Genomic DNA, 12,759 nt, shown 5'->3' on the forward strand with positions numbered 1-12,759 from the left:
AACCCCCAAAGCGTAGATGTGACAATTCGGGTGATGCTGACATGATTTGGGTCAAGCAAATAGGCATTCTTTCAACCGTTCACCAAGCTGTGAGCCTTTCAGGCGAAATGTCTGCACCCGGCTTCTTTGGTCGATGTCGCTTTTTGCCCATAAACGGCGCTGGATTGCCGTGGAAGCGACACGCAAAGGCGTAATACCGTGGGGAAACCGAAAGCCCAGACAGGGGAATCGCATGAGACGTTATTCAGCATTTGCCATCGCGCGGGAGGGTGTGCGCTATCACCAGGGGTGGGAACGCGCCTGGAAATCGCCAACTCCCAAAAAAAAATATGATGTGGTGATCGTGGGCGCAGGCGGCCACGGGCTCGCCACTGCCTTTTATCTGGGCAAGAACTTCGGGATCACCAATGTGGCGATCATCGAAAAGGGCTGGCTGGGCGGCGGCAACACGGGCCGCAACACCACCATCATCCGCTCGAACTACCTTCAGGATCCGTCAGCGGCGATCTACGAAAAGGCGCGGAGCCTTTACGAGACCATGTCGCAGGACCTGAACTATAACGTGATGTTCAGCCCCCGTGGCGTGATGATGCTGGCCCAGACCCACCACGAGGTGCGCGGCTATCAGCGCACGGCGCATGCCAACGCCCTGCAGGGTGTGAAGACTGAGTTCATTTCACCTCAGAAGGTGAAAGAACTGGTGCCGATCATGAACATCAACGGTCCCCGTTATCCTGTTCTGGGGGCGCTGTGGCAAGAACGTGCGGGCACCGCACGTCACGATGCCGTGGCTTGGGGCTATGCCCGTGCCTGTTCCGACATGGGCATGGACATCATCCAGAAATGCGAAGTAACGGGTGTGGATCAAGCCGACGGTAAAGTGACTGGCGTGCAAACCACCCTCGGTGACATTGCGTGTGACAAGATGGCGATCGTTGTTGCTGGTAACTCGGGTCATCTGGCCGAGATGTCGGGTTTCCGCTTGCCGATGGAATCGGTGGCGCTTCAGGCGCTCGTCTCCGAGCCGATCAAACCCTGTATGGATGTAGTTGTGATGGCCAACACCGTACACGGATACATGTCGCAATCCGATAAGGGCGAGATGGTTATTGGCGGCGGCACGGATGCCTTCAATAACTACACCCAGCGCGGGTCGTTCCACCATATCGAGGAAACCGTGCGTGCACTGGTTGAAACTTTCCCGATGGTGTCACGCCTCAAGATGTTGCGCCAATGGGGCGGGATTGTGGATGTGACTGGCGACCGCTCGCCGATCATCTCGAAAACGCCGCTGGGCAACACCTTCATCAACGCAGGCTGGGGCACCGGCGGGTTCAAATCGATCCCCGGCTCGGGCTGGGCGATGGCAGAACTGGTTGCCAAGGGGGAACCCGGACCGCTCGCTGCCGAATTTGGCATGAACCGCTTCACCGAAGGCCGCTTCATCGACGAAAGCGTCGCGGCCGGCGTGGCCCACTAGGAGGATAGAAGATGCTTGTTCTGGAATGCCCCTATTGCGGCGTAATGGCCGATGAATCCGATTTGCACGGTGGCGGCGAAGCGCATCTGAAGCGTTTTGGCCCCGGTTCGTCGGATGATGATTTCGAGACCTATCTCTTTATGCGCAAGAACCCGAAAGGGGTTCACTTTGAACGCTGGCGCCATGTGTCGGGTTGCGGCAAGTGGTTCCACGCTGCCCGTAACACGATGACGCTTGAGGTGTACGGCACCTATTCCGCGCAAACCTATGAGCCGCCGCAAGACATTATTGATGCGGTCAAGGCGAAACACCCTGAATGGGAGGGTTACAAATGAGCACCCGTCTCGCAAATGGCGGTCGCCTGATCGACCGCTCGAAGGTGAAGAACTTCACCTTCAACGGCAAGAAAATGAAGGGTTTCGAAGGGGATACCCTCGCCTCCGCTCTGTTGGGCGAAGGGCAGACCCTTGTAGGCCGTTCTTTCAAATACCACCGTCCCCGCGGCATCATCGCCTCTGGCGCAGAAGAGCCGAACGCGCTGGTGAACATGGGCGAGGGCGGTCGTTTTGAACCCAACCAACGTGTCACCACAACCGAGCTTTTCGACGGTCTGACTGCCGGATCGCAAAACCACTGGCCGAGCCTCGAATTCGACGTGGGTGTGGTGAACAACTATGTCGCGCGCTGGTTGCCCGCCGGGTTCTACTACAAAACCTTCATGTTCCCACGCGCTGGCTGGAAGCATGTCTTTGAACCGATCGTGCGTCAGTCCGCGGGTTTGGGCAAAGCTCCAGATGCGGAAACTTTCGACGCGGACCGCTACGAGCATTACTACCACCACACCGATATTCTGGTGATCGGCGGCGGTGTAGCTGGTCTGGCGGCTGCCCTTGCTGCTGCCAAGTCGGGCAAGAAGGTCATGCTGATCGAGCAAACCAACCATTGGGGCGGTCGCGCGCCTGTGGATGGCGGCACGATTGATGGCAAATCACCCACCGAGTGGGTCGACGCCGCTGTGGCCGAGCTTGACGCCATGGACAATGTCACGCTCCGCACCCGCACCATGGGGGCAGGGGTCTATGACCACGGTTACGTGACCGGATACGAGCGTGTGGCTGACCATACGCCGGGGGATGGACGCCCGCGTCACCGCCTGTGGCGGATCCGCGCTGGCAAGATTGTCACCGCAACCGGTGCCATCGAACGTCCTCTGTCCTTCGCAGGCAACGACATCCCTGGCGTGATGCTGGCCGGTGCCGTGCGTGACTACATCGTGAACTGGGGCGTCAGCGCTGGTGACCGTGTTGTGGTTGTGACCAACAACGACGATGCTTATCGCACCGCGCTCGCCGTGAAAGCTGCGGGTCTGGATGTACCTGCGATCATCGATGCCCGTCCGAACGGCGGTGGAGCGCTGGCTGACGCCGCCCGTGAAGCAGGCATCCGTGTCGAAAACGGTAAAGCCATTGGCATGGTCAAAGGCGGCAAGTCCGTCACCGGCGTGACCCTCTGCGCCCAGCAGGGCGAAGGCGGTACTCTCGAAGAAATCAAATGTGACGCAGTTGCGATGTCCGGCGGCTGGTCCCCGGTTGTGCACCTCTGGTCGCATTGCGGTGGCAAGCTTAATTGGGACGAAGCAAACGCCATGTTCCGCCCTGATGCCTCCCGCCCGCCGCTTGGTGCAAAAGGTGAAGGCTTCGTGATCCCGGCAGGCTCGGCCGATGGCGAGTTTGATCTGGGTGCGGTTCTGGAGAACGCCGTGAAGGCAGGTTTGGCCGCAGCCGGTGAAGGCAAAATGGCCGCACCGAAAGGCGAGGCCGAAGCCGAAGCACCCATGACTCCGGTCTGGATCATGCCGCAGGGTGCTGGCCCGAAAAAGCGCATGAAAATGTGGCTCGACTATCAGAACGACGTGAAGGTTTCCGACGTGCAGCTTGCGGCCCGTGAAGGCTATGAAAGCGTCGAACACACCAAGCGTTACACCACGCTTGGCATGGCAACTGATCAGGGAAAGATCTCAAACATCAACGGTTTGGCAGTTCTTTCTGATGCATTGGGTCAACCGATCCCATCCACCGGCACCACCACGTTCCGCCCGCCATATACGCCCATTTCAATGGGGTCGATTGCGGGTGAAGCGCGCGCCGAGATCTTCCAGCCCATTCGCCGCACTCCGATGCATGAATGGCACGAAGAAGCCGGTGCGTACATGGAACCGGTTGGTCACTGGCGTCGTCCCTATTGCTATCCGAAGCAGGGCGAAAGCCATGAGGACGCAGTTTACCGCGAGGTGCTGAACACCCGCGAAAACCTCGGCCTACTCGATGCTTCGACCCTCGGTAAGCTGATTGTCAGAGGGCCGGATGCTGGCAAGTTCATGGACATGATGTACACCAACATGATGTCGAACCTGGCTGTCGGGAAATGTCGCTATGGTCTGATGTGTTCGGAAAACGGCTTCCTGTCGGATGACGGTGTGGTTGCCCGGATCGACGAAGACACATGGCTGTGTCACACCACCTCGGGCGGTGCTGATCGCATTCATGGCTGGATGGAAGAATGGCTGCAGACCGAATGGTGGGACTGGAAAGTCTATGTCGCCAATGTGACTGAGCAGCTGGCTCAGGTCGCCGTTGTTGGCCCGAACGCCCGCAAGGTGCTGGAGAAGCTGAACGCCGGTGTCGAAGGTGGCATGGATCTGTCCGCCGAAGCACTGCCCTTCATGCAGTGGCGTGATGGCAAGATCGGTGAGTTCGATGCGCGCGCCTATCGGATCTCGTTCTCGGGTGAGCTGTCTTACGAGATCGCGGTTCCGGCTTCACAAGGTCGCGCGTTCTGGGATGCGCTGATCGAGGCCGGTGAAGAGTTCGGCGTGATGCCATACGGCACCGAATGTCTGCACATCATGCGGGCCGAAAAGGGCTTTATCATGATCGGCGACGAAACCGACGGTACGGTGATCCCGCAGGATCTGGGGCTGAATTGGGCGATTTCGAAGAAGAAGGAAGACTTCCTTGGCAAACGCGCCCAACTGCGCAGCCACATGACCGATCCGGAGCGTTGGAAATTGGTTGGGCTTGAAACCCTTGATGGGTCCGTTCTGCCGGATGGTGCCTATGCGCAAGGTGAAGGCGTGAACGAAAACGGCCAGAAGGTTGTGATCGGGCGCGTGACCTCGACCTATTATTCGCCGACGCTGAAGAAAGGCATTGCCATGGGGCTGATCAAACACGGCCCCGACCGGATGGGCGAGGTGATTTCCTTCCCGACCGTGGATGGCACCAACACCGTGATCAAGGCGCGGATCTGTGATCCGGTCTTCTATGACAAGGATGGGGAGAAGCAGAATGTCTAAAGCTCAATCCGCATGGAATGGCGTATCGTTTGACGGCTATTGCCGCGTCGAAGAACAGAGCCTCGTGGGCATGATCACCGTACGCGGTGATCTGGCGTCGAAGAAACTGGCCAAAGCGGTCAAGGATGCCACAGGCGCAAAAATGCCGGGGCAGGGCGAGATCCTGTCCAGCGACAAAGGTCGCGCCGCATGGATGTCGCCAGATGAGCTGTTGTTGATCGTGGATCACGCAGAAGCGCCCGGTATTATTGACGCGATGGCTGCCGCGCTGGCTGATGAACATGCGCTGGTTGTCAACGTGTCTGACGCCCGTGCCGTGTTCCATGTCAAAGGCAAAGCTGCCCGCGAAGTTGTAGCCAAGCTCAGCCCCGCGGACGTGTCAGTCATGGCCCCTGGCATGCTGCGCCGCACCCGCATTGCGCAGGTGCCTGCTGCCTTCCACATGGTAGACGAAGAGACCGCCGAGCTGGTTTGCTTCCGTTCGGTGGGTCAGTACGCGTATGACCTGCTGAAAGACGCTGCTTTGCCGGGTGGTGAGGTGTGGGTCTGATAAAACGTCTCGGATAAGTTCTTGCAACCCTTTCCTTTTCTGGATAGCTCAACCAGAAGTTTAAAGGAAAGGGTTTTGCATGAAACTTACAGGTTTAGCGTTCTTTGTTGCGACATTTTTGGCACCCGCAGCGGTTTCTGCTGCTGAGTATGAATGTACGCTAAAGATGAAGAAATCCGGTGGAAACTGGATGGGGCCTGAAATTTACATAGACTATGACGAGGCAAAAGGTGAAGCCACAGTGATTGATGAAGTGATCAATCATTACAACGATGGTAAGCGCCTGACCACGACATCAATCACGGACAACGACAAGCGAGTCACCTTCCGCTATTTGCTTAAACTGGTAGGAGGAAGTTCGACAACAATCGTGGGGGTTGCTTACGCCAACCAAAAATACAGCCTGACGATCCTGAAACCGTCGATGAAGGCGATTATCACGATGAAACCTATTGGGTACAGCAATTCTTGGCGCGACGAAGGGGCTTGTATCAAAAAGTGATGTTTGGCCGGATATACATAGAATATCTGCAGGGCGAAGCATTGGTTTTTACTGTTCTTCTCTTGACCGCGATACTCACTGTGCCCCATTTAGAACTAGAACAGAAACACGCGACTTTTTAGGGGGCCCCAAATGGCTTTTGAACTTCCCGATCTTCCTTATGCACACGACGCTCTGGCCGAATTTGGCATGTCGGCGGAAACCATGGAATTCCACCATGACCTGCACCACAACGCCTATGTGACCAATGGCAACAAGCTGATTTCTGGCACCGAGTGGGAGGGCAAGACCCTCGAAGAGATCATTGTCGGCACCTATGACGACAAGGCCGTGGCTCAGAACGGCATCTTCAACAACATCTCGCAGCTGTGGAACCACAACCAGTTTTGGGAGATGATGGGGCCGGGCAAGACCGCAATGCCGGGTGATCTGGAAAAGGCCATCGTGGAAAACTTTGGTTCGGTTGACGACTTCAAGTCGCAGTTCGCTGCAGCGGGTGCTGGTCAGTTCGGTTCGGGTTGGGCGTGGCTTGTGAAAAACGCTGACGGTTCGCTGGCCGTGACCAAGACCGAAAACGGTGTGAACCCGCTTTGCTTCGGTCAGACCGCGCTTCTGGGCTGCGATGTGTGGGAGCACTCTTACTACATTGACTTCCGCAACAAGCGCCCGGCCTACCTGGACAACTTCCTGGAAAACCTGGTGAACTGGGAAAACGTGGCGTCGCGCCTGTAATCAGATAGATTACAATAGAATTTCAAAGGGGCGCCGCGTTGGTGCCCCTTTTTCGTATGAGTGAAAGGAATTTGATATGAGTGACACGTTGAAAGCAGCCTGTCATTGCGGTGCTGTGCAGTTCGAAGTGGCCCTGTCAGAGGGGCTGGAAAGCGCACGCCGCTGTGATTGCAGTTTTTGCCGGATGCGCCGGTGCGGTGGCGGTGTCGGCGCCACTTGAGGGCTTCCGCATCGCTCAGGGCGCTGACAATCTGACCCTCTATCAATTTGGCACGGGCACGGCGAAACATTTCTTTTGCAGGACCTGCGGCATCCACACCCATCACCAACGTCGCTCGAACCCCAATGAATACGGAGTGAATGCGGCCTGTCTGGAAGGTGTTAGTCCGTTCGATTTTCCCGAGATTGTCGTGCATGATGGGGTGAACCATCCGTCAGACGGGGCAAGCGGCATTTCGGGTATGCTGAGGTTTGCGAAGGCATAGCGTCGCACCTGACAGTCAGGGCCGCAAGAAGCTGCGAATCCCCTTGGGATTGGATCCAATCTGTGCCATCGTCGCGGAGATTTCATATGTGAAACTCACCGGACAACCTCAGCCCTGAAAGCCTTCAAATGCGTGACAGCACCAAAGCCACCGCCGCTATTCTTTTGGCCTGCACGGTCTGGGGCCTGTCACCGCTATATTATAAGGCACTGGCCCATGTGCCTCCGCTTGAGCTTTTAAGCCATCGCACAATCTGGTCTCTGGTCCTGTTCAGCGCATTGTTGACGTTTCAACGGCGCTTGCCTGAATTGCCGCGCTTGTTGCGAACGCCGCGAGGGTTTCTTCTGGTGCTGCTTGCCAGTCTGTTGATTTCGGCCAATTGGGGTGGGTTCATCATCTCAATCCAGATTGGCAAGGCCGTTGAGGCCAGTCTTGGCTATTACGTCTTTCCGTTGGTGACAGTGCTTTTGGGCCGGTTCGTCTATGGCGAGGTTCTGGACCGAGGCAAATCCATTGCCATCGCACTTGCCACATTGGCAGTTGGGGTGCTCACCTATGGGCTTGGCGTCCCCCCATGGATCTCGCTTTTTCTTGCATCAACATTTGCCTGCTACGGCGTGATCAAGAAAAGCCTGACCGCAGGTCCAGTTGTGTCGGTGGCAGGGGAGGTGTTTTTGCTTGCACCACTTGCCATGATCTGGCTCTGGGGGGTGCATGCAGAAGGTTGGACCGGATTGTTTGATCGGCATCTGGCCACCTTTGGGCATGACCTTTCCGATAGCCTTATGCTGATTGGGTCGGGGTTGCTGACGGCGGGGCCATTGGTGCTGTTCAGCTTTGCTTCAAAGCATCTTACGTTGTCTACTGTGGGCGTGGTCCAATATCTCAACCCCAGCCTGCAATTCCTATGTGCCTCTCTGATATTTGCCGAGCCGATAACACGTTGGCACGCGATCGCCTTGCCACTGATCTGGGCCGCTTTGGTGATCTACTCCTTGGTGGCGTTTCGTCAGGACCGAACGACAAGACGCTCGCGCAGCATGGCGACGAGTTGATCGACACTATCTGCGACCAATGTGTTCTCGCGGATATCATTGTCGGCAAACCCCTGCGAAATCACATTGTCCATCAGCGCAATTAGCGGATCCCAATAACCGTTGATATTGAGCAGGATGATCGGCTTGTCATGCAGCCCCAACTGGCGCCACGTCAGCACCTCAAAAAACTCGTCCAAGGAACCTGCGCCCCCAGGGAGGACGGCAATCGCATCCGAGTTCATATACATGACTTTCTTACGCTCATGCATGTTTTCAGTGACGACAAAAGATGTCAGGTCGCGTTTGCCCACCTCGCGCGCCATCAAATGTACCGGAATGACCCCAAATGTATCAGCCCCCGCAGCTTGCGCGGATTTGGCAACGGCACCCATGATACCCACGTCACCCGCACCATAGACCAGCCGCCAGTTTTCATCGGCCATGGCCTGTCCCAAGGCCTCGGCTGCCTCCATATATGCCGGATCATTGCCCATCCGGGCACCACAGAAAACACAAAGCGAAGCAACGTGAGAGATAGGTGTCGGCATGGGGTTTCCTTTCACAGATCTTTTGACCGGTGATAGCTGGGTTGATATGGTTGCTCAAGACGTCACGGCGGGATTGTCGGCCCCAACGATATTGCGATGAACAAGCATTGGAAGGGGCCAGGGGATAAACCGAGGCAGAAAAGGCGACAGGCTGGAAATAGGTTGGGCTGATGGCGGGGAAGGTCGCAGCACCGACCGAAGGGGATGAATATGACTTCAAAAAACACACCCAAGTCGGGTGCGGGGATACTGGTTGCCGGTGGAACTGCGCTGGCCCTTGTTTTGGCGGCCATGGGGTGGTGGCTCTCACAAGGGGGATCAGGCGAAACACCCGCGACAGCTGATGCGCCGCTTCCTATTGCTGAAGTGGAGACAGAAGAAGCGCCCACCGCTGCGCAGGGCAGCACGTCATCTGCGGAAAATTCGGAAGATACTCCCCAAGCCTCTCAGGATGCAGTGGCACCCGAACCGCAGTTTGACATCGTTCGCGTCGAACCGGACGGAAGCGCCGTGATCGCCGGACAGGCCACGCCGGGGGCAAATGTTGCCGTGATGTTGGACGGGATTGAAGCAGGTCGGGCGGAAGCTGATGCAAGCGGAAACTTCGTCGCGCTTCTGTCACTGGAGCCATCCGATGATTCACGGGTCATGAGCCTGCAGATGGACGGTGATGAGGTTCAGACTTCCTCCACACAATCCGTTATTGTTGGGCCTATAGACGCTCCTGTCAGGTCGGTGGAAGAACAGACCGTAGAGCATACGGATGACACAGCGGTCGCTGTCTCTGATGCAGAGGCGACCGAGACTGAACCGGCCAAACAGACCCCAGCCTCGGAAGAGCCGGGCATGGCTGCTGCCTCCACCGAGCCCAAGGCGCCTCAGGTCCTGTTGGCGGATCAAGAGGGGATTAAGGTGTTGCAAGATGCCGAGGACGGATCAGGCAGCGCAACACTTGTGCTCGACAGCATTTCCTACGACGCAGATGGCAATGTCATTTTGGGGGGGCGGGGCACTGCGGACGCAAATCTTCAGATTTATCTCGACAATACAGTAGTGAGCGATGCCAAGGTGGACGCCGATGGCCAGTGGCGTCTTGCTTTGCCAGGCGTTGTGCCGGGGGTCTATACATTGCGTGTTGATGAAATGGACCCAGAAGGGAAGCTGGCCGCACGGGTTGAGACACCTTTCAAACGCGAAGATCCGGTTCAACTGGCAAAACTCTCTGAAGGGTCGCAGGATACCAGCACCGCTGAACCATCCAGTGATACGGCCACAGCCGAAGTTGTCCCCGAGCCTTCGTTACCAACAGAAGCGGAGGCACCTGAAGCCCAGACTGAAATCGCTGCCTCATCAGGAGAGACTTCAGCGGAGGAACCACTTTCCAGTGGAGACACGGCGAGCACCGAACCCACAGTTTCAGAAGTGGCGGCTTTGCCGACTGATGAAACTCCGGCTATGGATCAGGCCACTGTGAATTCAGAAACAGCACCGATGGCAGACTCGGTGCGCCCGTCTCTCGTGACCGTTCAACCTGGGTCAACATTGTGGGCCATTGCGCGGGACAACCTGGGAGAAGGGGTCCTTTACGTGCAGGTGTTTGACGCCAATCGGAATAAGATCAGGAACCCAGATCTGATTTATCCCGGGCAGGTATTTACAGTGCCTGAGGCCAACTGATCCGCGAAAAAATACCCACAGCTCTCGACCTTTAGCAGGCGGACCCCTATCTCTAGGGTCCGCCTGTTGTTTTACGGGCCGACAGAAAAGAGCCGAGCATGAGACATAACCACATCACAGCGACCAAAGCTCCTGACAATAGTATGCGGATCATTCAACGCGTTATGCCCTATCTTTGGCCAGAGGGGCAGGGTTGGGTCAAACGTCGAGTGGTATGGGCAATGGCGATGCTGCTTTTGTCCAAGGTCGTGACTGTCGTGACCCCGTTTCTCTACAAGGAAGCGGTAGATGCGTTGGCGGGCGATGGGGCAGATCCCGCCCTGTGGCTGGGCCTTGGTGCAGTCGGATTGACGTTGGCCTATGGTATCGCCCGGCTTATGGCAAACGGGTTTCAGCAGTTGCGCGATGCGATCTTTGCCAAAGTGGGACAGCGCGCGCTGCGCCAACTGGCGTTAGAGACGTTCACCCATATTCACCGTCTGTCGATGCGCTATCACATCACCCGCAAAACAGGTGGATTGTCGCGGATAATCGAACGCGGCGTGAAAGGGGTCGAGTTCCTTCTGCGCTTCTTGCTCTTTTCGATGGGGCCATTGATCCTTGAACTGGTGATGATCTCGGCAATTTTGTTTTTTGTCTTTGATGTCTGGTATTTGGCGGTCGTTGTTGGCACGATTTGGGCCTATGTGACCTTCACCTTCAAAGTGACCGAATGGCGGGTGAAGATCCGCAAGGAGATGAACGAACAAGACACGGACGCCAACCAGAAAGCCATCGACAGTTTGCTCAATTTTGAAACTGTCAAGTATTTCGGTGCGGAGGCACGAGAAGCCGCGCGCTATGATGTGGCGATGGCGGGTTATGAAAAAGCGGCGTTGAAAACGTCCTATTCACTGGCCTTCCTCAATTTCGGTCAGGCTTTTCTGATCACCGGCGGTTTGGTTGCGGTCATGGTGATGGCGGCTATTGGTGTTCAGAACGGTGCGCTGACCGTAGGCGATTTTGTCATGGTTAACGCCTATATGATCCAGATCACCATGCCGCTGAACTTTCTCGGCACGGTTTACCGCGAAATCCGCCAATCTCTGGTGGATATGGGGGAAATGTTTGATCTTCTGGAACAGCCGGCTGAGGTGGTGGACAAACCAGAAGCACCCGATCTGAAAGTTACTGGCGGGGCGTTGGAATTTGATGATCTGCAATTTGGCTATGACGCAGAACGGCCGATCCTCAAAGGCGTATCCTTAAAGGCGGAAGCCGGGCAGACGGTAGCGATCGTTGGCCCCTCTGGGTCCGGTAAGTCGACCATCGGGCGGCTCCTGTTTCGGTTCTATGACGTAAGTGGTGGTGCCCTGAAGATCGACGGACAAGACGTTCGTGATGTGACACAGGACAGCTTGCATAAGGCCATTGGTGTCGTGCCGCAGGATACCGTGCTCTTCAACGATACAATCTATTATAACATCGCGTACGGGAACCCGGATGCCTCACGCGAAGAGGTTGAGGCGGCAGCCAAAGCCGCCAAGATTCACGATTTTGTTAAGAGCCTTCCTGAAGGGTATGAAACTGCGGTGGGAGAACGTGGGCTCAAGCTTTCTGGCGGTGAGAAGCAGCGTGTGGGCATTGCACGCACCCTTTTGAAAAATCCACCGGTATTGCTGCTGGATGAAGCGACCTCGGCGCTGGACACCCAAACCGAGCGCGATATTCAGGACAGCCTGCGCGAGATGGGTGAGGGGCGCACCGTGATCACCATCGCCCACCGCCTGTCCACCATTGCAGATGCAGACCAGATCATCGTCCTTGAACAGGGTGAAGTTGTCGAGCAGGGTCGACATGATGATCTTCTGGCACAAAACGGGCGTTATGCAGCCATGTGGTCGCGTCAGGCCAGTGAAGACATGGACCAAGGCGGGGTCGAAGATACCATAACGGAGATACGCGCATGACTTTGACCATTCGCCCTGTCGCTGCGGATGACCGAGATAACTGGTCACGCCTTTGGGATGATTATCTTGCGTTCTATGACACCACGCGCGGAACAGAAGTGCATGATGATACTTGGGCAAGGATCATGAACCCTGAACAAGAAATGTTTTCAGCCCTTGCCATTGATGAGAACGGCACTGCCGTTGGTCTTGTGAATTACCTTCTGCATCGAAGTTTCTGGGATATTGAACCTCGCTGCTATTTGAATGACCTCTATGTGTCTCCGATCTGCCGAGGAAAGGGCGCAGGCCGGAAAATGCTGGAGTTTGTAAAAGCCCATACTGATGAGCTTGGGGTTGCCAAACTTTATTGGCTGACGGCGGAAGACAATAAAACGGCGCGGGAACTTTATGACCGGGTGGCTGCGAAAACACCGTTCATCCAATACGTGATGTAATAGATTT

General features: G+C 56.2%; 11 protein-coding genes and 1 pseudogene. 11 read left to right on the plus strand and 1 reads right to left on the minus strand.

Going from position 1 to position 12,759, the window contains the following annotated elements; all coding sequences use genetic code 11:
* Positions 1 to 232: 232 nt before the first annotated feature.
* From O2N63_RS09655 to rarD, 8 genes and pseudogenes are all read left to right on the plus strand, one after another.
* Complete coding sequence (locus O2N63_RS09655; protein WP_271054054.1) at positions 233 to 1,480, plus strand: sarcosine oxidase subunit beta family protein; 1,248 nt, start codon at positions 233 to 235, stop codon at positions 1,478 to 1,480.
* An 11-nt stretch (positions 1,481 to 1,491) separates the two neighbouring features.
* Positions 1,492 to 1,815: a sarcosine oxidase subunit delta gene (locus O2N63_RS09660; RefSeq protein WP_271054055.1), complete on the plus strand. Its 324-nt coding sequence runs from the start codon at positions 1,492 to 1,494 to the stop codon at positions 1,813 to 1,815.
* A complete protein-coding gene (locus O2N63_RS09665) occupies positions 1,812 to 4,835 on the plus strand; it encodes a sarcosine oxidase subunit alpha family protein (protein ID WP_271054056.1) in 3,024 nt (1,007 codons plus the stop codon). Before O2N63_RS09660 ends, O2N63_RS09665 begins: the two co-directional genes overlap by 4 nt.
* A complete protein-coding gene (locus O2N63_RS09670; protein WP_271054057.1) occupies positions 4,828 to 5,385 on the plus strand; it encodes a sarcosine oxidase subunit gamma in 558 nt (185 codons plus the stop codon). The genes O2N63_RS09665 and O2N63_RS09670 overlap by 8 nt, the downstream gene beginning before the upstream one ends.
* A 79-nt stretch (positions 5,386 to 5,464) precedes the next feature.
* Positions 5,465 to 5,887 (plus strand): hypothetical protein, encoded by a 423-nt coding sequence (locus tag O2N63_RS09675; RefSeq protein ID WP_271054058.1) that lies wholly within the window; start codon positions 5,465 to 5,467, stop codon positions 5,885 to 5,887.
* A 132-nt stretch (positions 5,888 to 6,019) separates the two neighbouring features.
* Positions 6,020 to 6,619 (plus strand): superoxide dismutase, encoded by a 600-nt coding sequence (locus O2N63_RS09680; RefSeq protein ID WP_271054059.1) that lies wholly within the window; start codon positions 6,020 to 6,022, stop codon positions 6,617 to 6,619.
* A 76-nt stretch (positions 6,620 to 6,695) separates the two neighbouring features.
* A pseudogene (locus O2N63_RS09685) lies at positions 6,696 to 7,104 on the plus strand (GFA family protein).
* A gap of 128 nt (positions 7,105 to 7,232) precedes the next feature.
* Complete coding sequence (rarD, locus tag O2N63_RS09690) at positions 7,233 to 8,159, plus strand: EamA family transporter RarD (protein ID WP_271054060.1); 927 nt, start codon at positions 7,233 to 7,235, stop codon at positions 8,157 to 8,159.
* Here rarD and O2N63_RS09695 read toward each other — a convergent pair.
* The gene (locus tag O2N63_RS09695) at positions 8,114 to 8,689 is read right to left on the minus strand and encodes an LOG family protein (protein WP_271054061.1); all 576 of its coding nucleotides are present in this window, start codon (positions 8,687 to 8,689) and stop codon (positions 8,114 to 8,116) included. The two genes, rarD and O2N63_RS09695, sit on opposite strands and share 46 nt — an antisense overlap.
* Before the next feature lie 210 nt (positions 8,690 to 8,899).
* Between O2N63_RS09695 and O2N63_RS09700 the strand changes: the two genes are divergently transcribed.
* The 3 genes from O2N63_RS09700 (at position 8,900) to O2N63_RS09710 (ending at position 12,752) form a co-directional block, all read left to right on the plus strand.
* Positions 8,900 to 10,366, plus strand: coding sequence for a LysM peptidoglycan-binding domain-containing protein (locus O2N63_RS09700; RefSeq protein WP_271054062.1), 1,467 nt, complete (start codon positions 8,900 to 8,902; stop codon positions 10,364 to 10,366).
* Between the two features lie 98 nt (positions 10,367 to 10,464).
* The gene (locus O2N63_RS09705; RefSeq protein WP_271054063.1) at positions 10,465 to 12,315 is read left to right on the plus strand and encodes an ABCB family ABC transporter ATP-binding protein/permease; all 1,851 of its coding nucleotides are present in this window, start codon (positions 10,465 to 10,467) and stop codon (positions 12,313 to 12,315) included.
* The gene (locus O2N63_RS09710) at positions 12,312 to 12,752 is read left to right on the plus strand and encodes a GNAT family N-acetyltransferase (protein WP_271054064.1); all 441 of its coding nucleotides are present in this window, start codon (positions 12,312 to 12,314) and stop codon (positions 12,750 to 12,752) included. The genes O2N63_RS09705 and O2N63_RS09710 overlap by 4 nt, the downstream gene beginning before the upstream one ends.
* The last annotated feature ends 7 nt before the right edge of the window (positions 12,753 to 12,759 follow it).

It is taken from the genome of Aliiroseovarius salicola (assembly GCF_027891095.1).
Classification (GTDB): Bacteria; Pseudomonadota; Alphaproteobacteria; order Rhodobacterales; family Rhodobacteraceae; genus Aliiroseovarius; species Aliiroseovarius salicola.

What these genes read in the sequence shown, in the direction of transcription:
- O2N63_RS09675 (WP_271054058.1), top strand. Translation starts at nt 5,465, where the DNA reads ATGAAACTTACAGGTTTAGCGTTCTTTGTTGCGACATTTTTGGCACCC.
- O2N63_RS09710 (WP_271054064.1), top strand. Translation starts at nt 12,312, where the DNA reads ATGACTTTGACCATTCGCCCTGTCGCTGCGGATGACCGAGATAACTGG.
- O2N63_RS09695 (WP_271054061.1), bottom strand. Translation starts at nt 8,689, where the DNA reads ATGCCGACACCTATCTCTCACGTTGCTTCGCTTTGTGTTTTCTGTGGT.
- O2N63_RS09655 (WP_271054054.1), top strand. Translation starts at nt 233, where the DNA reads ATGAGACGTTATTCAGCATTTGCCATCGCGCGGGAGGGTGTGCGCTAT.
- O2N63_RS09700 (WP_271054062.1), top strand. Translation starts at nt 8,900, where the DNA reads ATGACTTCAAAAAACACACCCAAGTCGGGTGCGGGGATACTGGTTGCC.
- O2N63_RS09665 (WP_271054056.1), top strand. Translation starts at nt 1,812, where the DNA reads ATGAGCACCCGTCTCGCAAATGGCGGTCGCCTGATCGACCGCTCGAAG.
- O2N63_RS09660 (WP_271054055.1), top strand. Translation starts at nt 1,492, where the DNA reads ATGCTTGTTCTGGAATGCCCCTATTGCGGCGTAATGGCCGATGAATCC.
- O2N63_RS09680 (WP_271054059.1), top strand. Translation starts at nt 6,020, where the DNA reads ATGGCTTTTGAACTTCCCGATCTTCCTTATGCACACGACGCTCTGGCC.
- O2N63_RS09705 (WP_271054063.1), top strand. Translation starts at nt 10,465, where the DNA reads ATGAGACATAACCACATCACAGCGACCAAAGCTCCTGACAATAGTATG.
- rarD (WP_271054060.1), top strand. Translation starts at nt 7,233, where the DNA reads ATGCGTGACAGCACCAAAGCCACCGCCGCTATTCTTTTGGCCTGCACG.
- O2N63_RS09670 (WP_271054057.1), top strand. Translation starts at nt 4,828, where the DNA reads ATGTCTAAAGCTCAATCCGCATGGAATGGCGTATCGTTTGACGGCTAT.